Origin of the sequence: Clostridium paraputrificum (assembly GCF_900447045.1) — a bacterium.
Classification (GTDB): domain Bacteria; phylum Bacillota; class Clostridia; order Clostridiales; family Clostridiaceae; genus Clostridium; species Clostridium paraputrificum.
In genome coordinates this window covers 776,948-799,627 of the sequence record NZ_UAWH01000005.1, presented here as the reverse complement: position 1 = coordinate 799,627, position 22,680 = coordinate 776,948, and the positions used below count along the sequence as shown (strand labels likewise).

The following is a 22,680-nucleotide window of genomic DNA, read 5'->3' as shown; positions in this document are numbered from 1 at the left end:
ACCTTAACTTTACTCACAATATTATTTATTTGTAACATAATTATTTTCTTCTAAAGGAATACTAACTAAGACACCATATAATAAGGAGAGATAATTAAAAATGGCAAGTATAACAGGAACAGTAAAATGGTACAATCAAGAAAAAGGATATGGATTTATTTCTTGTAATGATGGAAAAGATGTTTTCGTTCATCATTCTCAAATAAAAGAAAAAGGTCCTGAAAAAGATTTGCACGAGGGTGAAGATGTAACCTTTGATATACAAGAAGGCGAAAAGGGGCCTATGGCAGTAAATGTTCAAAAATTATAGTAAAAAGGAGCTATTATAACAGCTCCTTTTTTACTTCTTATATTTATATCGCCTATTTAGCTAATCATTTCTTAAATTTTATTTTTACTTTAAATAAATCCCCATCAACTTCAACCACAAAACATCCACCTTGAAGCTCTACAAAACTCTTGGCTATTGCAAGTCCAAGTCCTGATCCTTCTGTATTTCTAGACTTATCTCCTCTTGTAAATCTCTCAACAATCTCTTCACCTGTAAAATCTATTTCTGTAGCAGACATATTCTTCAACTCTATATCTACACCATCTTCTTTATTTATAATATCAATAAATACTCTTGAATTTGGCATAGCATACTTAACTATATTTACTAGTAAGTTTTCAAAAACTCTAAATGTCTTCTGACTATCTAGCTTAACAATTACTTTTTCACTAGGTAGATTCCATTTAAACTTCAATGAAGATTCTTCAATTTTATCACTTAATTCAAATTGTGTTTGCTTCATCAACTCTACTATATCCACGTCTACTATATTAAGCTGAACATTTTTACTAGTAGCTTTGCTCATCTCAAATAGGTCTTCGATCAAGTTCTTAAGCCTTTGAGATTTTCTTTCTATTGTTTCTATATATGATTTTCTCTCTTCTTCTGTAATATTTTCATTCTTTAATAAATCAACATAAGTTATTATTGAAGTCAATGGTGTTTTCAAATCATGGGAAACATTTGATATAAGTTCAGTTTTTAATCTTTGACTTTTCACTTCTTGTTCTACAGCCTTTTTAAATCCCGATTGAATCTTTTCTAGTTCTCCTTTTAGTGGATTAAATAAACCTAAGTCTTCCTTTATTTCTACATCTAAATTTCCTTCTGCAATCTTATTAGTTGCTTCAAGTAAAATATTATACTTTTGTTTTACGTCATCAAAATATTTCTTTAGCACAAAGAATAACACTATTGTATAAGCTATTGATATTCCTATACCAAAAAACCAAATACTGCACATTATACTTAATATAATAAAATTTACACCTAATATTTTTATAAGAGTCTTATTTGATTTATCATTTAAATCTATTTCTACAAGTCTATTATAACCTTCTTTAATCCAACCTTTAGATTTTAATAAGAGCATTCCTATTAATGATTTAGTTTTAAAATACTCTTTAGCTCCAATATAAAATATATTTTTCACTGCTATTATAACTAAATAAATTCCATATATAATAATTGATAAACCTAGTATATTACCAAACATAAATACTATTTCTGACGTTCTTTGGGATACACCTATACTCTTCATTATCTCTATAAAATTACTAATATTATTACCATATTCATATACTAACATTGGCAATAAAGCTATTAGTGAAATCATACAAGTTAATAAAACAACTAAAATTTCAAAGGGTATTCTTAATATATTTTTAATACCAATACATCTACTCCATATTCTTGAAGGAGTAAATAATGCTAAAATAATAATTATTACAGCTAATGCTCCTACATATAATAAAGAAATATCACCATATGCATTTTTGCTACTATTTTCTATACAATAGCTAATAGGATCATTATATTCTAAGAGCTTAGGTATTCCATAAGCAATAGTAACATCTTTAGGGCCACTTACGGTTATACTTTCACCATAACCATACTGTTTCCATTCTAGACCATAAAATAAATTTGTAATAACATCCTTCTCTGCACCTTTAATATCTACTATGGTATAATTACCAACCTCATCATATTTAATAACTATATAATATCCATAATGCTCATCTTCACTTGTCAATTCACCTTTTACTATCTTTTTAATGTTATCTTCACCTTTAGAAATTTCAAAACCACTTTTATTATTTATAATTATATAATCAAGATTTTTGATTCCTTTTTTAAGTAAATCTTCTGCATTATACACTTTTTGATCTATATTTTCTTTATAATCATTTCTATCATAGTTTTCATTTTCTCTATCTTTAATGAAAATATCAGAAGGTACTATATTTTTATCATATTCTTTTTCAAGTAAGTTTTTATATAGAACCATACTACTATCGTACATATATTTTTGAAGAGAATAATCTATATATGGATTTACAGATAAAGATTTCTCCTTAGCCACCCTAACCATTTTAGGATAAAAACTTACCATACCTATTGATACTGCTAAAATAATAATTCCTACTATTACACTTAATAATAAACTTTTCTTATTGTTTTTCAATTTTGTATCCAACTCCCCACACCACCTTTAAATACTTTGGATTCTTAGGATTAATTTCTATCTTCTCTCGTATATTTCTTATATGAACCATTATGGTATCAGTATTTATTGCTTGTTCATTCCACACCCTTTCATATATCTCTTCTGATGAAAATACTCTTCCTGCATTTTTCATAAGTAGATGTAATATCTTAAATTCTATAGGAGTCATTTTCACTTGTTTTCCATCTACAGTAACTTCAACTCTATCAACACTAAGTTCAAGACCTCCTATTGAAAACACATTTTCCTCAATTTCTTTATTGCCAACCAACTTCAAATATTTAGAATATCTTCTAAGCTGAGAATTAACCCTTGCAAGTAATTCTAATGGCGTAAATGGCTTTGTTACGTAATCATCTGCACCAATATTAAGGCCTGTTATTTTATCAAAATCCTCAGATTTAGCTGATAACATAATTACAGGAAAATCATGATTTTCTCTAAGCTTCATTGTCATTTGGATACCATCCATCTTAGGCATCATTATATCCACGATAGCTAAATGTATCTCTTCTCTATCTATTATTTCTAACCCCTCTATTCCATTTGATCCTTTAAATACCCTATATCCTTGATTCTTCAAATATATTTCTATTGCATCTGCAATTTCCTTTTCATCCTCTACAACTAAAACATTATATGTATTCATCGCAATACCTCTTTTCTTATTAAATACATAGATAAAGATATCATTTATCGCCTATTAATTAAAGTATAAGTAACATTACTAAAGATAATATCTAGATAAATCTAAAGAATTTCTAAAGAAACTTCTTTAACTCTTTAGAATATTCTCTATAACCTCTTAAATCATCCTTTGTTACCACTCCAAAATTTACAGTATTTATTTTTATACTTGTAAATGGTAATGGTATTGAATATTTATCCCATCTTTTATTTAAGTATATCTTATTAGAATACTCTATTTTAAATCCTATTAATTCTTTACCAGATTCATTTGATAACAGAGGTGCTATTTTCTTTGGTTCACGGAAGGGTCCTAATGGTCCATCAAGAGCAATGGCTAGAGTTCCATTTTCCTTCTTACTTTCTGTTTTAAGTTCTTTTAAAAACCCCTTCATCTTTATACCATCTGGCATCCTCAGTGCTTTCCCTCCATAGTAATTTAGGATATTCTCAATATAATCTCCTCTTTTGTCAGCAGTAACCACAACCTGTAAATCTATATCCTTCGATATTAATTTATTAATTGCTAAATTCATAACATAGCTGTCACCATGCCAAAATCCAATTATACTGTTGGAAAAATCATTTATCTCTCCTTCATATTCAATAGAACTTGTTTTCCATATTAATCTTAAATAGCTTATATAAACTTTACTAAGTAATCTATTCCTATCCAATTTTAAATGCATACTCTTGTCCCCTTCTATAACATTCTAATATTACCTCTTCGTAATAATGTAGGGCCAATTTAGCAATTTTAGAGTTAGAGTATTCTTTTGATGTTCTAAAAGCTCCATCTTTAAGTTTTAACCTTAGATTATTGTTCATTATAATATCCAATATCCTCTTAGCCCAGTATTCTTTGTTCTCAGTTGTCATATATCCATTAACATCATTCTTTACTACATCCATTACACCTGAAGCTTTAACTGCTACTACAGGGAGCTTTGATGCCATAGCTTCAAGAAGAACTATCCCCTGAGTTTCTGACTTTGAAGAAAAAAGAAATAAATCACATGCACCGTAATAGTCTTTTATCTTTTTATTATCAACTTTCCCTATAAAAGTAACATTATTATGAAGACCTAATCTCTGAACTCTTTCTTCTAGCTCTTTCTTTAATGGACCATCACCAATAACCATAGTATTAAAACAATCACCTATTTTATTTTTTAGTTCTAGTAATCCATCTATAAAAAAGTGTAAGTTCTTCTCTTTACTAAGTCTTGAAACAGTACAAAATAAATATTTATTATCTCCAATATAGGTATTTCTTATTTCTTTACTTTCATTTCCATTTAAATCGAAGTATTCATCTTCTAGTCCAGTAGGTAGTATTTCTATTTTACTTTCCGCACCACTCTGTAATAAATATCCCTTCATCGTTTCTGTGGGTGTAAAAACCAAATCGCACCTATTAACAAAGTGCTTTACTCTATTAGGTATAAACTTTTCTTTACTATAACTTAAAATTTTATCTCCTATCTTGTCTCCTCTACTTTCTAATAACTCAAAAGGTTTTAGGAAATGTAGATATTCTTCATATCTTGTATGATAAGTATATATAACTGGAATATTATATTTTCTTCCTAGATACTGAGCTATGTTCCCTAACAACATTGGATGATGTACGTGAATAACATCAAACTTTAAAGCTTTGAACTTTTTCTCTATTTCTATATCAAATATATTAGGAAGCACAACTCCTCCTGATATTTTTCCTTTTAGGGATTTATATCTTATTACAAATTCCTCATCACACTGATTGTCATAAGTTGGAGCAAAGATATAAACTTCATGTCCAAGACTTCTTAAAGACTTAGATAATCTTTCTATTGATATTGGAACCCCTCCAACAAAAGGCTTATAATTATTGGTTAACATTGCAATTCTCATTTTATATCCTCCTTATAAAAATGTTAGCTTTTGAAATACAGCTTCACCAAATATATATCCTGACCCTACAAATATTAAATTCCACACGAATATTCCTAACCCAGCACTACAAAAATATTTCATAAAATCAATCTTTAATACTCCAGCTGGAATTTCTATTAATGTTCTTGCCATAGGTATTAATTTACTAACAAAAACTCCTACACTTCCCTTTTGTCTTAAGTAGTCTAGTTTGTTATTTATTGTTTTTTCTTGACTAGGAAACTTATTTATTAATTTCTTTAAAAATATTTCTCCACCTATTCTAGCTATTGCGTAAAGAACCAAGCTTCCTAAAAGTCCAGCTATTACTGATATAAAAATAGCTGTAAAAAAACCTATTCCTTCATTAGCTGCCCATACACCTGCAAGAGGCATTACTATACCAGCTGCCAAGCCTGGTACATTTAGATATTCAAGAAAAATTATTATAAAGAAAACTATTAGTCCATATTGCGAAAAATAATTCATTAAGATTTCCATATTCATAGGTATTATCTCCTTCTCTTTCGTTATGTCTTTATTCTAAATAGTATTTCTTAATATATATTGTGAAAAAACTAAAGAAAAACTAAAGAGATATTAAAAAAAGTTTAAGGATAATAATCCAAGTTTTTTATGTATAAATCGATAGTGAATTGTAAAAGTTAATATTGAAGTTTTTTTGAAGGGAGATATAACTATGGCTAACTTAAATCAATTAGAGCTACAAAACTTACGTCATTTAATTGGAGCTCACTGCACTATTGAGAAGAAGTTAAACTTCTATGCTCAACAATGTACTGACCCTCAATTAAAACAAATACTTACAAAAGATGCACAAGATGCAAAAACAAATAAAGATAAATTAATGACTTTCTTAGGATAGGAGGAATGTAAAAATGCAAGAAAAGGAAATGATTAGCGATTACCTTGCTGGATTAAATGCTAGTTTAGCAGGATATGGTGGAATAATTTCTCAAACTGAGAACGAACAACTTCGTCAACAAATAATAACTATGAGAAATGAAGATGAAACTCGTCAATATAATTTATTTAAAATAGCTAAAGAAAAAGGATATTATATTCCTGCACAACCTGCTACTCCTGAAGAAATAGCAACTGTAAAACAAGAAATGTCTCAAGGTTAATATAAAAGGACTAAATTAAAATACTTATAATTTTAATTTAGTCCTTTATATATATAAATTCTAATTATGATATTTTTTCAATTTTCTCAAATTATTATCTTCCATCTAAATATGCAACTGCTGATAGTGATGCTATATTCCCTTCACCAGCAGCTTTTATATATTGATATGGTTTTCCAACACAATCTCCTGCTGCAAAGCATCCTTTTAAATTTGTTCTCATATGATTATCAACCATTATATGTCCATCTATCTCTAGAAGTCCAGGCACAAGTTGAGATGGAGAAATTGCATCTTTTAAAAGAAATACTCCATCAGTATCTATTTTATTACTTTTTAATAATATCTTCTTAACCTTATCATCACCTATAATTTCCATAGGTCTGTCTTTTACCACTTCTATATTACTATTAATTCTGTATTCTCCATTATATAATGGAACATAGTATACTCTTTTTGCTAACTCCGATACATAATTAGCATCTCTTTCACCTTCTTCATTAGAAGATACTATTACTACATCCTTTCCACTATAAAGAGGTGCATCACATGTTGCACAGTAACCTACCCCTCTACCTAAAAACTCTAACTCTCCTTTTATAGGTTTAGAAAACTCTACCCCTGTTGCAATTATTATTGCTCTTGCCTCATACATCTTATCATTTACCATTAATGCAAAATAATCACCCATTGAATAAATATTATTTACTCTCTCTTCTGTAATCTCTATTCCCATGGAATTTATATGCTCCCTAAAAGCCATTCCCATTTCTTTACCACTCATGTTGGGAAAACCTAAAAAATTATTTATCTTAGGTGCTTTGGCTATTTTAGGACTTAGATTATTACTTCCAAACAATATAAATGATTTATTTCTTATTTTAGCATTTAGTGCTGCTGATAATCCTGCAGGGCCTGTCCCAATTATAGCTATATCATATCGTTCCTGCAATTTTTACACTTCCTCTACATAATCATTTGAATAATATTTTCTAATGTTTCTTTAGGCTGAAATCCTACTCTTGTAACTACCTCTCTTCCATCCTTGAATATCTTTATTGTAGGAACACTTTGAATACCATAATTCATTGCTAATCTCCTACTTTCATCTATATCTACTTTAACTACTTTTATATTTTCCATTTCATTATCTATACTTTCAAGTACTGGTGTAAGCATCTTACAAGGTCCACACCAAGTTGCATAAAAATCAACAATTACTACTCCTCTTTGGTTTAAAACTTCCGAATCAAATTCTCCTGTATTTATATACCTCATTATTTTATATCCTCCTAATTAATATACTTCTATAAACTCTCTTATTAATATTTATATGAAATAAATGTTAATTAGGCACCTAAAAAAATATATTTATAATTTATATTCCATAACTTTATTTCTTTCAACCATTCCTATGCTTTCATAAAAATTTATTGCTTCTTTATTAAAGGACCATACCATAAGTTCTAAACTTACAGCTCCCTTTTAGTCTAAACATAATTTCATCACACAGCTTTTTTCCTATACCTCTTTTCCTACAACTTGCCTCTACACATAACACATCTAAGTATCCAACTTTTCTATCTTTTAGTACTGAATGATTTGAAACTTCCTTTATACTTGCCATGCATAAACCTAAAACCTCATTGTTTTCTTCTGATAATATTGATATACAATGGGTATCTTCTAAGATATTTATGAACTCATTCTTCGACATAGGATTAGACTCCTTATAAATATCATTCCTATTTTCTAAGTGGAGATTATGTACCTGATACATCAATTTACTTACTTCCTTAAAATCCTCTAAAACCATATCTCGTATTTTCATAATAACTCCTCTCATAAATAATTTAAATTACAATTGTTATATTAAAATTAGATTTGATTTTTAATTCCTATAACCCTTTTTATAATTACAACCATACGCTTCAGCTTTATAGGATATTATAACATAGGATAAGCCCCAATATATATTGTTATAAATATAAGAATATATATTTATTTTATTTAAAATTCAAAAAACCAACTGACTAAAAGCCAATTGGTTTTCTTTAGTTATGAATAAGATATAATAACTAAATTCAAAATTAACTACTTCTTATTTGCTTCTTTCCAGTCCTTAATAAATCTTTCAATTCCACTATTAGTTAATGGATGTTTAATCAAATTATCAATAACCATTGGTGGTACTGTAGCTATATCTGCTCCAGCTTTTGCTGCTTCAATAATATGAATTGGATGTCTAACAGAGGCAGCTATTATTTCAGTGTCAATTGAATGAATATTAAAAATCTCACTGATATCATTAATTAAAATCATTCCATTAGATCCTATATCATCTAACCTTCCAAGGAAAGGTTACACATATGTCGCACCTGCTCTTGCAGCTAATAGTGCTTGAGTAGCTGAAAATATTAAAGTCACATTAGTTTTTATATTCTTTTTTGAAAGATATGAAACAGCCTTTAACCCATCCTTTGTCATTGGAATTTTCACTACAATGTTTTTATGAATCTTGGCTAATTCTTCTCCTTCCTTAATCATGTTTTCATAATCTAAACTTATTACTTCTGCACTTATAGGACCATCAACAATATTTACAATTTCAGAAATAACCTCATGTATATCTCTTTTTTCTTTCGCAATTAAAGATGGATTAGTAGTAACACCTGCTAAAATCCCTAATTCGTTAATTTCTTTTATATCTTCAACATTTGCAGTATCTAAAAAAAACTTCATAATATATCCTCCTACTTACTATGTTTCAAATAATATTCCTCCATCCTTATTCCCTTTATAAACGAACCCTTTATTTATTAATAATTCTATACCCTCTCGCTTTTCTCTATATAATTTAATATAATTTAATATAATTTCTTTTAAATAGTTCAAAATTACACCTATTAAAATATATATTTTTTTAAACAATCAATTAATTATAACCCCAAACAAGCACTATATTCAGTACGATTAGGTTAATTACACTACAATAATGACAATATAATCTATAGACAAATTACTTAAAAACTTTATATAAAGTATTCAGAAAATCTTTTTTGAACTCCTCTGCCTTTACATCTAAAGCAACCTCAACATTTTTAATAGTTTTAAAATTTAAATTTTTGTTATTTGATACTACTCTTCCACTTTGATCTCCTTCCATTATTATCCTCAAGGAAAATGCAGTAGTACTCACAATATCAGGGTTAATTGCAACTCCTACTGCAAGTGGATCATGAAGAGCACATCCTCCCATATCAGGTGATATTATTTCATGAGCTTTAAAATAATAATCTATTATATTATAATAGCACTTTGATTTATCACTTATATCTTTCCATATTTCCACATCATCTCTAGTTAATAACATCTTCAATGTTACGTCTAATCCAATCAAAGTAACCGGAAGCTCACTACTTAAAACTACATCTACCGACTCAACATCCTGAGAAAAATTAGCTTCTGCAAATGAACTAACATTTCCCGGAACAGTCAATGCCCCCCCCATTATTACTATTTTATTAACTTTACTCATAGTTTTTGGAGATTTTTTTATTGCCTCAGCTATATTAGTCAAAGGACCTGTGGCTACTATTGTTAAATCATTCTCATATTTCTCTACTGAATCTAAAATGAAATCAATAGCTCTATCTTTATATTCATAAGTACTACTCTCTAAAGTAATATTCCCAATGCCATTCTCCCCGTGAAAAAGCTTTCCACCTCTTTTTTGTTCATATCCAGAAGATATAACTGAATGTTCTGCTCCCATATATACTGGAATGTTTTCTGAATCTAATAATTTTAGAATATTTAAACTATTTTTTGAAGCATCATAAACATTTACATTTCCAAAAACAGTAGTTATACCTATTAAATCAATTTCTTCTTTTCCTATTGCATATGCAATGGCTAAAGCATCATCTATCCCTGTATCTACATCTAAAATCATCTTCATTTGAATTTCCTCCTTATCTACTAATCATAATTCCAAGTTGTGCAAGCAATACACGCCCTAAATAGCTCCCTAAGAATACAAATACCGCTACAATTAATATTTTCCATGAAGTTTTTGTTAAATCACCTAAACTATCTGATACAGAAACCCCCGCAAACGCTAATACAGGTGTAGTTATAGATAGAAAATCCACTGCTCCAATTGCTTTCACAAAAAAATTTGACATTAAACAAAAAATTAACGATACTATTGAAACCCATCCTAGAGCCGGGAAACTTTTCAGAACTTTTACCTTTGATTTCTTAGCCAAATCAGTTATAAATAAACCTACAGTAGCAAAAAATACTAACACAATCAATCCGACAAATGTTTCTCCAGTAATTGGTGTAGACTCTGGATTTTTAATTAATTTTACAGCCTGAGTAAATAAAATCAACCCTGCACCCAAAAATAGTATCTTTACATTATCAAATAACCCTTTTATAGTATCTTTCATCTTTTCATCCCTCTTTTCTTAATAAAAGCTTAAATAGCTTTTTCTTTCTTGAAAATTTTATACATAAAGTTCATTAATGGAATTGATAAAAACACCATTACATATGTTCCAATAAAGCTAGTTACTAATTGACTAGCAGCAGCATAAGATGTAATTGTTGACTCAGCTTCTGGATATAATGGAATAAGTGATGTTGATGCAGCTGTCATCATACTAGCAGATCCCAATCCAGTACCAATAGCTAAAGCTCTATAGTCAAATCCTAATACACTTAAGATAGGTGGTATTACACTAAATATTATAGAACCAAATAATGTACCGATTAGATATATAGATAATACTCCCCGACCTTCATCTGAATTAACTGTAAATCTTTCTGATATATAAGCTAATTCTCCTTCACGTCCAATTCCTAATGTTGCACCAATAGCTTCTCTTTTTAAACCTAGTAATAGCGCTACTGGTAATCCTAATAATACAGTTCCAATATTGCCTACTGATTGTAGAAGAAAAATCCAACCAACCTCTAAAATCTCATTTATTTTCGGAGCTACATCAGCACCATATCTCGCCATTAATGGTAACATTATAAAAATTAAGTATTTCCCAGCAAAATCAACATTCTCTTTAGAATAGATATTCTTTATTATTCCTTTTCTAAAAATAGAAAGTCCTACAACCATAGCAATTATTACAGCAAATACTAACGGTAATACACTAATAGAAATACTTCCAATAGTAATTCCTTGTACTCCAATCATTTCAGAAATAAAAATTATTAGCAAAATAAACCCAAAGAAAAGAATCCTATCTTTTTTCATAACTTATTCCTCCCAATTTTGTATTTTTATTTATATACTAATTTTTTCCACATTTCTATATGTGGTTTTTTAAAATAATTTATAACTTCTTCAAAAGCACTACAACTATAACCTAATTTTTTATAATAAGCTTCATATCTTTGTTGTGCCCATAATATAGCAGTATACCCTCCATTCCTTTTTATCTCTTCCTCTGCATAACCTATTAAAATCTGTCCAAAACCATTTCTTCTATAATCACTATCAATGCATACTCTCTGAATTTTATATTTATAATGAGATATTTTATATATCCTTAGATGACCTATTATATTTCCTTGTTGTACTCCTATCAGTTGAATACATGTTTTTTCATCTTTATCCTCAATAATTTGGTTACCAATCCCTTGCTCCTCTACAAATATTCTTTTTCTAAGTTCTTTTATAGCTTGAGTTTCTGGATTTTCTCCCCATACCACTTCCGCCACCTCCATATTATCCCTCCATAAATTAAATACTTTAAGTCTTATTACTTCAAGCAAAAAGCATTCAATAATCTATTTTACACTTCAAAATATTATCTTCTTCGTTTATAAATATTTGTTTAGCTCATTTAAAGCTGGCATTCCTGATTGAGCACCTAGTTTACTTACTGATAAAGAAGCTGCTATTCCTGCAAATCTTACTGCCTCTTCAATTCTAAAATCATTTGCTATGCAATGAGCAAAAGCCCCATTAAAAGTATCACCTGCTCCAGTAGTGTCTACTACCTTAACTTCTATTGCATCTATAGTAATAACTTTTCCATCCTTCACATAGGAAGATCCATGCTTACCACGTGTTACTATTAAGTTACAACTATTATTTTCTTGCCATTTTAACATACTATCTTCTAGTTCTTCACCATTATTAAAAGCTTGTCCACATATTATCTCAAATTCAGTTTCATTAGGTGTAATAAAATCTACATTATTAATTATTTCTTTAGATAATGTCTTTACAGGCGCTGGATTTAGTATGGTTTTAACACCATGTTTCTTTGCTATTTTAAGAGTATACTCAACAGTTTCCATAGGAATTTCTAACTGCGTTATTACAACATCTGCATCCTTTATTACCTCTTCATAGGTTTTGATTAAATCTATATCACAAAAATCATTTGCTCCAGGTATCACCACTATAGAATTGTCTTCAGGTGTCTTAAATATTGTAGCTAGTCCAGTAAATGCACAATTATCTTCCCTAACACTCTCTACGTTAACACCGTCTTCCTTTAAATGCTTTAAAATTTTTTCACCAAATGTATCTTTACCAACACATCCTATGATTTTCACATTATCTTCTAGCCTTGAAGCCGCTACTGCTTGATTAGAACCTTTCCCACCAATAAAGTAACTCATCTTATTACCCTTTATAGTTTCTCCAACTTTTGGCATTCTTTCAACTTCCATCACCAGGTCCATATTAAGGCTTCCTACTACTACTACCTTCTTCATTTCTACCTCCAAATAGTAAACCGTTTAAATATTAGCGTTTTATTTTTACAAACATAGTAACTTCAATACCTAACAAACTTTTAACTCAAACAAATAACTCCAATGTGTAACCGGTTATATACATATATTATCATGGTGTTTTTTTCTTGTCAACCTGTTATGTAAACAAATACATATATTTTTTTGCATAAAAAAAGCAGTGTAAACCACTGCCCATCTATCCTATAGTAGATACTCTTTTTATTAACTTAGCATTTAGTTTTATTTTTTCTTTTGATATATCCTCGTTTCCCTCTATCTTTTTTAACAACAATTCTACACCCTTTTGTCCGTATTCATACATTGGCTGAGCTATAGATGAAATTTCTAAGTAATTTATATTAGACTCTAACCCATCATAACCTATTAATTTAATATCTTTTCCAAGCTCATAACCCATCTCTCTTAATGCTTTATAAGATCCTATTGCTAAAATATCATTTCCAGCAAATATACCATCAATGTTATTTTCCTCTTGAAGGAGTTTTTTAGTAGAGCTATATCCTCCCTTTAAAGAAAATTCATCAACTTTAACCAAATCTGCTCTAAATAGATTCTCTTCTTTTAGCACTTCTTTAAAGCCATTAAATCTATCCTCTAAAGCCTCAATATACATAGGCCCTGTAATATGTGCAATATTTTTACATCCACACTCTAAAAGGTGCATTGCTGCATTCCTTCCACCATCTTTATTATCTCCAGTTATAGAAGGTATTTCATAATTAATAAACTCCCTATCTAATACAACTAAAGGCATACCTCTATCTATTAAAGCCAATAATTCTTCAGGTGTGGCCGTATAAGAACAAATCATAATTCCATCTACTTGTTTGTTAAACAACATCTCATAATATTGCCTTTCTTTTTCCCTACTATTATCAGTATTACAAAGAATTAAATTATATCCTAATTTATTTGCAGTGTCCTCTGCTGCTCTTGCCACCTCTGGAAAGAATGGATTTAATATATTAGGAATAATTAGTCCTATTGTTTTTGATTTTTTTCCTGCTAATCTTCTAGCAACATCATTTGGTGTATAATTTAACATTTTCATTGCATTTAAAATAGCTTCTTCAGTTTCTTTACTTACATAACCCTTTTTATTTATAACTCTAGATACTGTAGCTACCGATACTCCTGCCAATTTCCCCACATCTCTTATTGTAGCCATTTCACTCACCCTCTTTCCTAAAAATTCTATATTAATAAAGAGTTACTTGTCAATAATTTTAACTTTTTACTTGACAGAAACATTTTTTTCTTTTAAATTATGTTTATCAATACAAACAACAAACTTTTCTAACTTAAGCAAATTACTTACAAACTAAAAAGGTAGGTGAATTGCTTAATCTTAAGCATATATTTATGAAAAATCAAAATTTAAATACTATCTGCAAAACAATTCGTACAGATATTATAAAATCTATCGCAAGCGCTTCATCTGGACATCTAGGTGGTTCTCTTTCAGCAGTAGAAATCCTAACAACTCTATATTTTGAAGAAATGAATATAGTCCCTTATAATCCTAACAAACAAGATAGAGATAGATTTGTTCTTTCAAAAGGACACGCTGCTCCTGTTTTGTATGCAACCTTAAGTAATAGAGGATTCTTTTCAAGAGAAGAACTAATCAATTTACGTTCATTAGGTTCAAAACTACAAGGACATCCAAATATGAATTATGTTCCTGGAGTAGATATGTCTACAGGTTCCCTTGGACAAGGTATATCAACAGCTGTAGGTATGGCTTTAGGAAACAAAATAGATAACTCATCCAATAGAGTATATTGCCTTTTAGGTGATGGAGAACTAGAAGAAGGACAAGTTTGGGAAGCAGCTATGTGTGCAAGCCACTATAAATTAGACAATTTATTAGCAATTGTTGACTTTAATGGTCTTCAAATTGATGGAAACATTACAGATGTAATGAATCCTACCCCAATAGATGAAAAATTTAAAGCTTTTGGGTGGAATGTACTTACTGTTGACGGTCATGATATAGATGCTCTTTTAGATTGTTATGAAGAGGCAAAAAACTTTAAAGGAGCGCCTACTGTAATTATTGCAAGAACTATAAAAGGAAAAGGGGTTTCATTTATGGAAAACCAAGCTGGATGGCATGGTGCTGCCCCTAATAAGGAGCAGGTTGAACTTGCATTAAAAGAAATAGAGGAGGCTTTATAATGTCTAAAATTGCAACAAGAGAAGCTTATGGTAAAGCTTTATCTCAACTTACTAAAGAAAATAAAAATATAATTGTATTAGATGCTGATCTATCTAAATCTACAAAAACATGTGATGTAAAAGCTTCTTCACCAGAGTCTTTCTACAATATGGGTATTGCTGAAGCAAATATGGTTGGCGTGGCAGCAGGATTAGCCTCTACAGGTAAAATAGTTTTTGCAAGTAGTTTTGCTATGTTCTTAGCCGGACGTGCCTTTGAACAAATAAGAAACTCAGTAGCTTATACTAACTTAAATGTAAAGCTTTGTGCTACTCATTCTGGAATTTCTGTTGGAGAAGATGGTGCATCACATCAAGCTATTGAAGACCTTGCTTTGATGCGTTCTATTCCTAATATGAAAGTTTTCTCACCTTGCGATGAAAAGGAAACTGAAGAAATTATAAAGTATGTAGCAAACTGTGATGGCCCATGCTATGTACGTTTAGGTCGTTTAGCAGTAGATAGCGTAAATTCATCTAACTATAAATTTGAGTTTGGTAAGGGTGTAACTTTAAGAGAAGGTAATGATTGTACTATAATTACTACAGGTTCAATGGTGCAAGTATCTTTAGAAGCACAACAAAAATTAAAAGCTGAAGGTATCAATGTAAGAGTAATTAATCTTCATACCATAAAACCAATTGATACTGAAATCATTCTTAAAGCTGCAAAAGAAACTGGAAAAATTGTAACAGTAGAAGAACATAATGTTGTTGGAGGACTTGGTTCTGCTGTTTCAGAAGTTATATGTGAAAATCACCCTTCATTAGTAAAAAAAATTGGAATAAATGATATTTTTGGACAAAGCGGAAAACCTGAAGAATTATTCAAAGAATACGGCTTAACATCAGATAAAATTGTTAAAACAGTTAAATCAATAATATAGTTTTTTCCATATGACACATATTAAATGACCACAAATATAAAGAGACAGTATCTAAATAAATCTTATACTGTCCCTTTATATTAACTTAAATAAAAATCAATATCTAATTTACTACTTTTAATAAGAACAAGAAAAGTTTAATATCCCCTATCCAAACAAATCAATTACTATAACTATTTTTGATTAATATTCTTTATCATTTCCACATTTCTTTAACACTCTGACATTATCCGTCATAATATACATCATAAAGCATCTTTAATAATCATTAAGGAGAGGACATACGAACATGAGGAAAAAATCAAAACTAGCACTTTTCTTAGCACTTGTTTTTACCATTAGTTGTTCTTTTATTGGTTGTGGCAAGGAAAAAGAAAATTCAGAGCTACAAAAAGTCCGTCTTAACGAAGTAGTTCGTTCTGTATTCTACGCTCCAATGTATGTTGCTATAAGCGAAGGCTTCTTTGAAGAGGAAGGATTAGAAATAGATCTTTCAACTGGACAAGGAGCGGACAAAGTTATGCAAAATGTGCTTAGCAACAACGCCGACATTGGTTTCTGTGGACCTGAACAAGTAATTTATATCTATAATCAAGGAAGAGAAGATTACCCAGTACTATTTGCTCAACTTACTCAAAAAGACGGTTCCTTCCTAGTTGGAAGAAATGACGAATCAAACTTCACTTGGGAACAGATAAAGGGTAAGAAGTTAATAGGCGGCAGACCTGGTGGCGTTCCTGAAATGGCACTTGAATATGTTATGAGGAACCATGGTATTATCCCTGAAAAAGATGTAGAAATGGTAACTAATATTGATTTCACTGCTACTGCTGGTGCATTTAAAGCTGGAAGTGGGGAATACGTAGCTCTATTTGAACCTACAGCTTCAATGCTAGAAAAAGAAGGTAGCGGAAAGATTGTTGCTTCAATAGGTAAAGACTCTGGTAAACTTGCTTATACTTGTTTCTTCTCAACAAAATCCTATATGGATAAAAATCCAGAAACAATAGAAAAATTCACCAGAGCTATCTATAAAGGACAACAATGGTTCCAAAGCCATTCAACTGAAGAAATAGCTGATTCAATTATATCTTTCTTCCCTGGAACTGATAGAGAAATTATGATTAATGTCATCGATAATTACAAAGAGATCGATGCTTTAGCTTCAGACCCAACATTAAAAGAAGAAGATTTAACTAAACTAATGGATGTTATTCAATCATATGACACATCACTTATACCTTCTAGACCTGAATATAAGACAATAGTAAATAACTCTTTTGCTGAAAAAATAGTAAATGAAAAATAGTAGAAATACAGAACGAACAAGTGTGGATGATGGAAGCCTTAATTTTAAGGCTTCCCACATCACATATATGACAATCCACCTATATACATAAAATAAAAAGGTGGTGATTAGATGTCTTTGCTTGAAATTCAAGATATATCTATGAATTATCACTCCTTAAAAGGAGAGACAAAAGCATTAACTAATATAAATTTTGATGTAAGTAATGAAGATTTTATTTGTATACTCGGACCTTCTGGTTGTGGGAAATCCACTCTTTTAAATATACTATCTGGAATATTAGAACCTTCTAGTGGAATAGTACTTTATAATGGTGAGGATATTCATAAAAATTTAAATAAAATTGGGTACATGTTTCAAAAGGATCATTTATTTGAATGGGAAACCGTTTGGACAAATGTAACTTTAGGATTAAAAATAAAGAAACTTATGACCCCAGAAAACAAAGAAAGAGTTGAAGAACTATTAAAAGATTATGATCTTCTAAAATTTAAAAATCATTATCCTAGAGAACTTTCAGGTGGTATGAGACAAAGAGTTGCTTTAATTAGAACCCTTGCTTTAAATCCGGATGTATTATTTTTAGATGAACCTTTTTCTGCTTTAGATTATCAAACAAGATTAAAAGTTTGTGATGATGTAAGCTCTATAATAAAAAAAGAGAAGAAAACAGCAATTATGGTTACTCATGATATAAGCGAAGCAATTTCCTTAGCAAATAGAATTTTAGTTTTAGCTAAAAGACCTTCTACCATAAAAATTGATGTTCCTATGGAATTTCAAAATAAAGATGCTACCCCTTTCCAAAGAAGAAAAGAGCCTGAATTTAAAGGCTACTTTAATTTATTATGGAAGGAGTTGGATGGATAATGAGTAAGGAACATGAGCTATATGTTAAGAAGGTTAAACGTGACAAACTAAAAGTTACCTTTTTTAGATTAGTAATTCTTCTTGGTTTTATATTGCTATGGGAATTAGCAGCAGATATGAAGTGGGTTGATCCATTTTTAACTTCAAGTCCTAGCAGAATGTTTAAATCTTTCCTATCTTTCTATGAAGATGGAACTATACTAAGGCACATTTGGGTTACATGTTATGAGACTATATTAGGCTTCTCACTGGGCACTATCTTAGGTACTATAATCGCTATAGTTCTTTGGTGGTTCCCATTTACAGCTAAGGTATTAGACCCTTATTTAGTTGTATTAAATGCTCTACCAAAGGTCGCTTTAGCACCTATTATAATATTCTGGGTTGGTAATGGTACTAGCGCTATAATTGTAATAGCACTTTTAATATCTATTGTAACCACTATAATAAGTGTATTTACAGGATTCCAGGATGTAGATAGAGAGAAAATTCTATTAATGAAAACATTCCAAGCTAACAAAATACAAATTTTAAAATATTTAATTATACCTTATACTATTCCTGTGTTAATATCAGCTTTAAAGATTAATGTAGGACTATCTTGGGTTGGTGTCATTATGGGGGAATTCCTAGTTGCAAGAGAGGGGCTTGGTTTCCTAATTGTTTATGGCGGTCAAATCTCCCAATTAGATATGGTAATGATGAGTATAGTACTACTTTCAATAATTGCATTCTTGATGTATAAATTAGTTGCTATTATAGAAAAAAAATATATTAAAGAATCCTAACCTTTTAAAGTAATAGGCTATGAGAATCCCTCATAACCTATTACTATTTCTTTTCTATTGTTTGATTTATAATACTATTCATTTGATCCTTTGATAAAGCTCCACTTACATAGCCATATATCTTTCCCTCTTTATCAATCATAAAAGTAGTCGGAAGTGATCTTATGTAATACCTTCCAAATACATCCCCGCTTTCATCAAAAACTGTAGGAAAAGTATACCCATTACTATTTATAAATTCTTTTATACCAGAAATACTTTTTTCTTGCCCTCCAGGCTGAGCTACCCCTAATATAACAACATCATCTTTATTATAATTGTATTTCTTATAAAGTTCTTCTATATTAGGCATCTCCATTTTACAAGGAGGACACCAAGTTGCCCAGAAATTAAGAAATACTACCTTTCCTTTATAATCTGATAACTTATGCGTATTTCCATACTGGTCAACTAGTTCAAAGTCAACTGCACTTGGTGCTTCTTTCTCATCTCCTGCACTATCACTTTCTTTTTCTTCATCTTTAGGCTGTTCCTGTTGAGTGTTCTGATTATTTCCAGTTGAACTTAAATATCCTGTTATATTATTTACCCATCCAGTGAAGGTCATTACACCCATTATAATCATAATTACGCCACCAGCTCTTATTGTATACTTCATTATCTTCTTATTTTTCTTAATAAAATTTAAAGCTTGTGTAGTAAATATACCTAATAATAAAAATGGTATTGTAAACCCTACTGTATACAATAGTACTAACAAATTTCCCAAAGCAGCATTTTTAGCACTAGAAGCTAAAATTAATACTGATGATAACGCTGGTCCCACACAAGGAGTCCATGCAAAACTAAATGTAAATCCCATTATATATGCCATTAAAGGATTTATCTTCTTACCACTTAAATTAAGATTTATCTTTCTCTCTCTTTGAAGGAACTTAAAATCAAATATCCCAATTTGATATAATCCTAAAACTATAATTATAATTCCTGAAATTTTACTAAATAAAGCTTTATTTGTATTAAAGAACTTTCCTAAGGAAGTAAATGATAAACCTAACACAAAAAAGGCTGTTGAAATTCCTAATATAAAGAATACTGTGTGAAATAACACTTTTTTTCTTACATATGTTATACTTCCATCTTCATTTTCTTTCTTTGCATTACCTGCTAAATAACTAATATAAATAGGTATTAAAGGTAAAACACAAGGTGATAAAAATGATAATACCCCTTCTAAAAATACTAGTAAAAAACTTATATTCTCTAATGATGATAATCCGTCAAACATTTTAATACTCCTTTATTTGCATTTTAAATTTGCTTCTCCCCATACTATCATTCTTTCTATTATATCAAGTAGCTCTAATCCATTACTACTTAAATAATAATAAGATTCCAAATTATTATTTATCTCCTGCTTTTCATTAATTACTATATTATTTTCTATAAGTAAATCTAATTGTTGAGATAACACTTTTCTACTACACCCTTCTAAATACTTTTGAATCTCACTAAATCTTTTTTTATCTTCTCTTAAAAACCATATTATATTAAATACCCACTTCTTCCCTAATATATTTGATAAAGATTCAATAGGACACTTAAATTTATTATTATCCATACTTTGTTCATCTCCTATCTTATATATAGCTTGTTTTTAAGTATAACAATAATTATTTATACTATCAATTAGTAACTTTTAAGTAACTAAAACTCACAGCCATATATAGACATAATTAACTGTTTTCCGCATTTTTTCGTGGTTTACATTTATTTTCATAAATGATAAATTAAAAGAGATATAAAATAGGAGGCGCATTATGAAACTATTTAGAGAAGCAATTATAATATTTGGAATTTATCTAATGGGTGAACTAATATCTGGACTTTTAAATCTCCCTATACCTGGAAACATTCTAGGAATGCTAATTTTATTGTTACTTTTATGCACAAAAGTAATAAAACTAGAACAGATTGAAACAGTATCAACATTTCTTTTAGATCATCTAGCATTCTTCTTCATCCCTGCTGGTGTTGGACTTATGTCATCTGTAGGAGTTATAAAAGATACTTGGTTAAAACTAATAATAGTATGTATATTAACAACTTCAATAGTAATAGCGAGCACAGGATTAATAGTTCAATTTATATCTAGAAAAGTTAGTAACAATAAAGGATGTGAAGTAGATGAACATAATAACTAATAATATTTTATTTGGTATAGTACTTTCACTAGCTGCCTTTGAAATAGGGTTATACATATATAGAAAGACAAACATTCCACTATTTAACCCATTACTTATTGCAATAGGAATTGTAGTAGCATTCTTACTTGCCTTTAATATTGATTTTGACACATATAATCAAGGTGGTAAATTTATAAATATGTTCCTTGGACCATCAACTGTAATACTTGCAGTCCCTCTATATAAACAGTTAGATTTATTAAAGAAACATTCTTTATCAATCTTTCTTGGAGTACTTCTTGGGTCTATTATAGGAATATTTGCAGTAATAGGACTTTCTTATTTATTAGGACTGGATGCTTCAATAATAAAATCACTATTACCTAAGTCAGTTACAACTCCAATAGGAATTGAACTTTCTAATCAATTAGGAGGTATTTCTTCAGTAACTGTTCTTGCAATAATTCTCTCTGGAATAATTGGAGCAGTTATGGGTCCTACAATTTGTAAAATATTCAAAATAAAAGACAGTGTTGCAGTTGGAATTTCTCTAGGAACAGCTGCTCATGCAGTTGGTACTACTAAGGCCTTGGAAATAGGTGAAACAGAAGGAGCTATGAGTGGTCTTTCAATTGGAGTTGCTGGAATAATGACAGTATTTATTGCTCCATTAGCCTACAACATATCTTTATATATTCATAGCTTAATAAAATAAGAGGAGAGTTTTGCCTTTGCAAAGCTCTCCTCTTAAACTTATAAATAAATTATTAAATAGCATTTTTTACAACACTAATTATCTTATCATAACTTGGTTCATTAGCTACTTCATCCAAATATTCTACAAATATAACTTTATTATTTTCATCTACAACAAAAGAAGCTCTTGTTAATAATCCTAGCTCTTTTATATAAGTTCCTGTTGTGTCTCCAAAACTTCTATACTTATAATCAGATAAAGTTGTTACTCTATTAATTCCAGCTGCTCCACACCATCTTGCCTGAGCAAATGGTAAATCCATTGAAACAGTATAGCAATGTACATTAGGTAAACTTTCAATTTCTTTATTAAACCTTCTAACTTCAGTATCACAAACAGGAGTATCAATTGATGGCACAGATAATATTACTCTAATACCATTTGTCTTTGTTAACTCAACTTCATTCAAATCATTTCCAACAAGAGTACAGTTCTTTAATGTATCTCCAACTGATAACTGATTACCTTCAAGAGTTATATCTTTTCCTTTAAAAGTTATTTTTTTCATTTATCTCACCTCACAAATAAATTTCCCTATAGAAAAAACATTATTCAAAA

The 22,680-nt window shown here is 29.7% G+C and carries 27 protein-coding genes and 1 pseudogene; 10 read left to right on the top strand and 18 right to left on the bottom strand.

All coding sequences use genetic code 11. The features are described from left to right. Positions 1 to 100 precede the first annotated feature (100 nt). Positions 101 to 310 (top strand): cold-shock protein, encoded by a 210-nt coding sequence (locus DR024_RS03800; protein ID WP_027098212.1) that lies wholly within the window; start codon positions 101 to 103, stop codon positions 308 to 310. Positions 311 to 374: 64 nt separating this feature from the next. Here DR024_RS03800 and DR024_RS03795 read toward each other — a convergent pair whose 3' ends face one another. The 5 genes from DR024_RS03795 to DR024_RS03775 all read right to left on the bottom strand — a co-directional run bounded on the left by DR024_RS03795 (position 375) and on the right by DR024_RS03775 (position 5,669). Continuing rightward, on the bottom strand, positions 375 to 2,528 hold the full coding sequence (locus DR024_RS03795) for a sensor histidine kinase (RefSeq protein WP_055253423.1): 2,154 nt from the start codon (positions 2,526 to 2,528) through the stop codon (positions 375 to 377). Continuing rightward, positions 2,503 to 3,207 (bottom strand): response regulator transcription factor, encoded by a 705-nt coding sequence (locus DR024_RS03790; RefSeq protein WP_055184617.1) that lies wholly within the window; start codon positions 3,205 to 3,207, stop codon positions 2,503 to 2,505. Before DR024_RS03790 ends, DR024_RS03795 begins: the two co-directional genes overlap by 26 nt. A 112-nt stretch (positions 3,208 to 3,319) precedes the next feature. After that, positions 3,320 to 3,934 (bottom strand): lysophospholipid acyltransferase family protein, encoded by a 615-nt coding sequence (locus DR024_RS03785; protein WP_111918192.1) that lies wholly within the window; start codon positions 3,932 to 3,934, stop codon positions 3,320 to 3,322. Further along, a complete protein-coding gene (locus DR024_RS03780; protein ID WP_111918190.1) occupies positions 3,915 to 5,141 on the bottom strand; it encodes a glycosyltransferase in 1,227 nt (408 codons plus the stop codon). Before DR024_RS03780 ends, DR024_RS03785 begins: the two co-directional genes overlap by 20 nt. Before the next feature lie 12 nt (positions 5,142 to 5,153). Beyond that, complete coding sequence (locus tag DR024_RS03775) at positions 5,154 to 5,669, bottom strand: DedA family protein (RefSeq protein ID WP_027098216.1); 516 nt, start codon at positions 5,667 to 5,669, stop codon at positions 5,154 to 5,156. Between the two features lie 193 nt (positions 5,670 to 5,862). Between DR024_RS03775 and DR024_RS03770 the strand changes: the two genes are divergently transcribed. Both DR024_RS03770 and DR024_RS03765 read left to right on the top strand, forming a co-directional pair. Further along, the gene (locus DR024_RS03770) at positions 5,863 to 6,048 is read left to right on the top strand and encodes a hypothetical protein (protein WP_027098217.1); all 186 of its coding nucleotides are present in this window, start codon (positions 5,863 to 5,865) and stop codon (positions 6,046 to 6,048) included. Positions 6,049 to 6,061: 13 nt separating this feature from the next. Next, positions 6,062 to 6,310: a spore coat protein gene (locus tag DR024_RS03765; RefSeq protein WP_027098218.1), complete on the top strand. Its 249-nt coding sequence runs from the start codon at positions 6,062 to 6,064 to the stop codon at positions 6,308 to 6,310. Positions 6,311 to 6,404: 94 nt separating this feature from the next. On the opposite strand, the gene DR024_RS03760 is transcribed toward DR024_RS03765, so the two are convergent. The 10 genes and pseudogenes from DR024_RS03760 to DR024_RS03715 form a co-directional block, all read right to left on the bottom strand. After that, a complete protein-coding gene (locus DR024_RS03760; RefSeq protein ID WP_027098219.1) occupies positions 6,405 to 7,262 on the bottom strand; it encodes an NAD(P)/FAD-dependent oxidoreductase in 858 nt (285 codons plus the stop codon). Positions 7,263 to 7,276: 14 nt separating this feature from the next. Beyond that, the gene (trxA, locus tag DR024_RS03755; RefSeq protein ID WP_027098220.1) at positions 7,277 to 7,591 is read right to left on the bottom strand and encodes a thioredoxin; all 315 of its coding nucleotides are present in this window, start codon (positions 7,589 to 7,591) and stop codon (positions 7,277 to 7,279) included. A 163-nt stretch (positions 7,592 to 7,754) separates the two neighbouring features. Continuing rightward, positions 7,755 to 8,141, bottom strand: a complete 387-nt coding sequence (locus DR024_RS03750) for a GNAT family N-acetyltransferase (protein WP_172458916.1) — start codon at positions 8,139 to 8,141, stop codon at positions 7,755 to 7,757. Positions 8,142 to 8,404: 263 nt separating this feature from the next. Beyond that, a pseudogene (fsa, locus tag DR024_RS03745) lies at positions 8,405 to 9,052 on the bottom strand (fructose-6-phosphate aldolase). 277 nt (positions 9,053 to 9,329) lie between these two features. Further along, a complete protein-coding gene (locus DR024_RS03740; protein ID WP_055253419.1) occupies positions 9,330 to 10,271 on the bottom strand; it encodes a nucleoside hydrolase in 942 nt (313 codons plus the stop codon). 13 nt (positions 10,272 to 10,284) lie between these two features. After that, complete coding sequence (locus tag DR024_RS03735; protein ID WP_055253418.1) at positions 10,285 to 10,767, bottom strand: hypothetical protein; 483 nt, start codon at positions 10,765 to 10,767, stop codon at positions 10,285 to 10,287. 29 nt (positions 10,768 to 10,796) lie between these two features. Further along, a complete protein-coding gene (locus tag DR024_RS03730) occupies positions 10,797 to 11,588 on the bottom strand; it encodes a DUF3100 domain-containing protein (RefSeq protein ID WP_055253416.1) in 792 nt (263 codons plus the stop codon). 26 nt (positions 11,589 to 11,614) lie between these two features. Beyond that, positions 11,615 to 12,061, bottom strand: a complete 447-nt coding sequence (locus tag DR024_RS03725; protein ID WP_111918186.1) for a GNAT family N-acetyltransferase — start codon at positions 12,059 to 12,061, stop codon at positions 11,615 to 11,617. A 96-nt stretch (positions 12,062 to 12,157) separates the two neighbouring features. Continuing rightward, positions 12,158 to 13,063, bottom strand: coding sequence for a ribokinase (gene rbsK, locus DR024_RS03720; protein ID WP_055253412.1), 906 nt, complete (start codon positions 13,061 to 13,063; stop codon positions 12,158 to 12,160). A 217-nt stretch (positions 13,064 to 13,280) separates the two neighbouring features. Beyond that, positions 13,281 to 14,273, bottom strand: coding sequence for a LacI family DNA-binding transcriptional regulator (locus tag DR024_RS03715; RefSeq protein WP_027098227.1), 993 nt, complete (start codon positions 14,271 to 14,273; stop codon positions 13,281 to 13,283). Between the two features lie 194 nt (positions 14,274 to 14,467). Here DR024_RS03715 and DR024_RS03710 point away from each other — a divergent pair, with 194 nt between their 5' ends. From DR024_RS03710 to DR024_RS03690, 5 genes are all read left to right on the top strand, one after another. Then, a complete protein-coding gene (locus DR024_RS03710) occupies positions 14,468 to 15,286 on the top strand; it encodes a transketolase (RefSeq protein ID WP_055253410.1) in 819 nt (272 codons plus the stop codon). Continuing rightward, the gene (locus tag DR024_RS03705) at positions 15,283 to 16,212 is read left to right on the top strand and encodes a transketolase family protein (RefSeq protein WP_027098229.1); all 930 of its coding nucleotides are present in this window, start codon (positions 15,283 to 15,285) and stop codon (positions 16,210 to 16,212) included. Before DR024_RS03710 ends, DR024_RS03705 begins: the two co-directional genes overlap by 4 nt. A 289-nt stretch (positions 16,213 to 16,501) precedes the next feature. Beyond that, a complete protein-coding gene (locus DR024_RS03700) occupies positions 16,502 to 17,521 on the top strand; it encodes an ABC transporter substrate-binding protein (RefSeq protein WP_027098230.1) in 1,020 nt (339 codons plus the stop codon). Between the two features lie 111 nt (positions 17,522 to 17,632). Next, positions 17,633 to 18,391 (top strand): ABC transporter ATP-binding protein, encoded by a 759-nt coding sequence (locus DR024_RS03695; RefSeq protein WP_027098231.1) that lies wholly within the window; start codon positions 17,633 to 17,635, stop codon positions 18,389 to 18,391. After that, entirely contained in the window at positions 18,391 to 19,179 is a 789-nt protein-coding gene (locus DR024_RS03690; RefSeq protein ID WP_055184622.1) for an ABC transporter permease, read from the top strand. Before DR024_RS03695 ends, DR024_RS03690 begins: the two co-directional genes overlap by 1 nt. A 43-nt stretch (positions 19,180 to 19,222) precedes the next feature. Here DR024_RS03690 and DR024_RS03685 read toward each other — a convergent pair whose 3' ends face one another. Together DR024_RS03685 and DR024_RS03680 are read right to left on the bottom strand one after the other, a co-directional pair. After that, positions 19,223 to 20,467, bottom strand: a complete 1,245-nt coding sequence (locus DR024_RS03685) for a redoxin domain-containing protein (RefSeq protein WP_055184624.1) — start codon at positions 20,465 to 20,467, stop codon at positions 19,223 to 19,225. 12 nt (positions 20,468 to 20,479) lie between these two features. Further along, entirely contained in the window at positions 20,480 to 20,800 is a 321-nt protein-coding gene (locus tag DR024_RS03680) for a winged helix-turn-helix transcriptional regulator (RefSeq protein ID WP_099327923.1), read from the bottom strand. Positions 20,801 to 20,999: 199 nt separating this feature from the next. Between DR024_RS03680 and DR024_RS03675 the strand changes: the two genes are divergently transcribed. Further along, positions 21,000 to 21,383, top strand: coding sequence for a CidA/LrgA family protein (locus DR024_RS03675; protein WP_027098235.1), 384 nt, complete (start codon positions 21,000 to 21,002; stop codon positions 21,381 to 21,383). Next, complete coding sequence (locus DR024_RS03670) at positions 21,367 to 22,080, top strand: LrgB family protein (RefSeq protein WP_027098236.1); 714 nt, start codon at positions 21,367 to 21,369, stop codon at positions 22,078 to 22,080. Before DR024_RS03675 ends, DR024_RS03670 begins: the two co-directional genes overlap by 17 nt. Positions 22,081 to 22,132: 52 nt before the next feature. On the opposite strand, the gene tpx is transcribed toward DR024_RS03670, so the two are convergent. Beyond that, positions 22,133 to 22,630, bottom strand: a complete 498-nt coding sequence (gene tpx, locus DR024_RS03665; RefSeq protein WP_027098237.1) for a thiol peroxidase — start codon at positions 22,628 to 22,630, stop codon at positions 22,133 to 22,135. Between the last annotated feature and the right edge of the window lie 50 nt (positions 22,631 to 22,680).

What these genes read in the sequence shown, in the direction of transcription:
- DR024_RS03675 (WP_027098235.1), top strand. Translation starts at nt 21,000, where the DNA reads ATGAAACTATTTAGAGAAGCAATTATAATATTTGGAATTTATCTAATG.
- DR024_RS03735 (WP_055253418.1), bottom strand. Translation starts at nt 10,767, where the DNA reads ATGAAAGATACTATAAAAGGGTTATTTGATAATGTAAAGATACTATTT.
- DR024_RS03690 (WP_055184622.1), top strand. Translation starts at nt 18,391, where the DNA reads ATGAGTAAGGAACATGAGCTATATGTTAAGAAGGTTAAACGTGACAAA.
- DR024_RS03710 (WP_055253410.1), top strand. Translation starts at nt 14,468, where the DNA reads ATGAAAAATCAAAATTTAAATACTATCTGCAAAACAATTCGTACAGAT.
- DR024_RS03700 (WP_027098230.1), top strand. Translation starts at nt 16,502, where the DNA reads ATGAGGAAAAAATCAAAACTAGCACTTTTCTTAGCACTTGTTTTTACC.
- DR024_RS03785 (WP_111918192.1), bottom strand. Translation starts at nt 3,934, where the DNA reads ATGCATTTAAAATTGGATAGGAATAGATTACTTAGTAAAGTTTATATA.
- DR024_RS03780 (WP_111918190.1), bottom strand. Translation starts at nt 5,141, where the DNA reads ATGAGAATTGCAATGTTAACCAATAATTATAAGCCTTTTGTTGGAGGG.
- DR024_RS03765 (WP_027098218.1), top strand. Translation starts at nt 6,062, where the DNA reads ATGCAAGAAAAGGAAATGATTAGCGATTACCTTGCTGGATTAAATGCT.
- DR024_RS03670 (WP_027098236.1), top strand. Translation starts at nt 21,367, where the DNA reads ATGAACATAATAACTAATAATATTTTATTTGGTATAGTACTTTCACTA.
- rbsK (WP_055253412.1), bottom strand. Translation starts at nt 13,063, where the DNA reads ATGAAGAAGGTAGTAGTAGTAGGAAGCCTTAATATGGACCTGGTGATG.
- DR024_RS03725 (WP_111918186.1), bottom strand. Translation starts at nt 12,061, where the DNA reads ATGGAGGTGGCGGAAGTGGTATGGGGAGAAAATCCAGAAACTCAAGCT.
- DR024_RS03740 (WP_055253419.1), bottom strand. Translation starts at nt 10,271, where the DNA reads ATGAAGATGATTTTAGATGTAGATACAGGGATAGATGATGCTTTAGCC.
- DR024_RS03685 (WP_055184624.1), bottom strand. Translation starts at nt 20,467, where the DNA reads ATGTTTGACGGATTATCATCATTAGAGAATATAAGTTTTTTACTAGTA.
- DR024_RS03775 (WP_027098216.1), bottom strand. Translation starts at nt 5,669, where the DNA reads ATGAATATGGAAATCTTAATGAATTATTTTTCGCAATATGGACTAATA.
- DR024_RS03695 (WP_027098231.1), top strand. Translation starts at nt 17,633, where the DNA reads ATGTCTTTGCTTGAAATTCAAGATATATCTATGAATTATCACTCCTTA.
- DR024_RS03715 (WP_027098227.1), bottom strand. Translation starts at nt 14,273, where the DNA reads ATGGCTACAATAAGAGATGTGGGGAAATTGGCAGGAGTATCGGTAGCT.
- DR024_RS03750 (WP_172458916.1), bottom strand. Translation starts at nt 8,141, where the DNA reads ATGAAAATACGAGATATGGTTTTAGAGGATTTTAAGGAAGTAAGTAAA.
- DR024_RS03790 (WP_055184617.1), bottom strand. Translation starts at nt 3,207, where the DNA reads ATGAATACATATAATGTTTTAGTTGTAGAGGATGAAAAGGAAATTGCA.
- DR024_RS03680 (WP_099327923.1), bottom strand. Translation starts at nt 20,800, where the DNA reads ATGGATAATAATAAATTTAAGTGTCCTATTGAATCTTTATCAAATATA.
- DR024_RS03730 (WP_055253416.1), bottom strand. Translation starts at nt 11,588, where the DNA reads ATGAAAAAAGATAGGATTCTTTTCTTTGGGTTTATTTTGCTAATAATT.
- DR024_RS03800 (WP_027098212.1), top strand. Translation starts at nt 101, where the DNA reads ATGGCAAGTATAACAGGAACAGTAAAATGGTACAATCAAGAAAAAGGA.
- tpx (WP_027098237.1), bottom strand. Translation starts at nt 22,630, where the DNA reads ATGAAAAAAATAACTTTTAAAGGAAAAGATATAACTCTTGAAGGTAAT.
- DR024_RS03770 (WP_027098217.1), top strand. Translation starts at nt 5,863, where the DNA reads ATGGCTAACTTAAATCAATTAGAGCTACAAAACTTACGTCATTTAATT.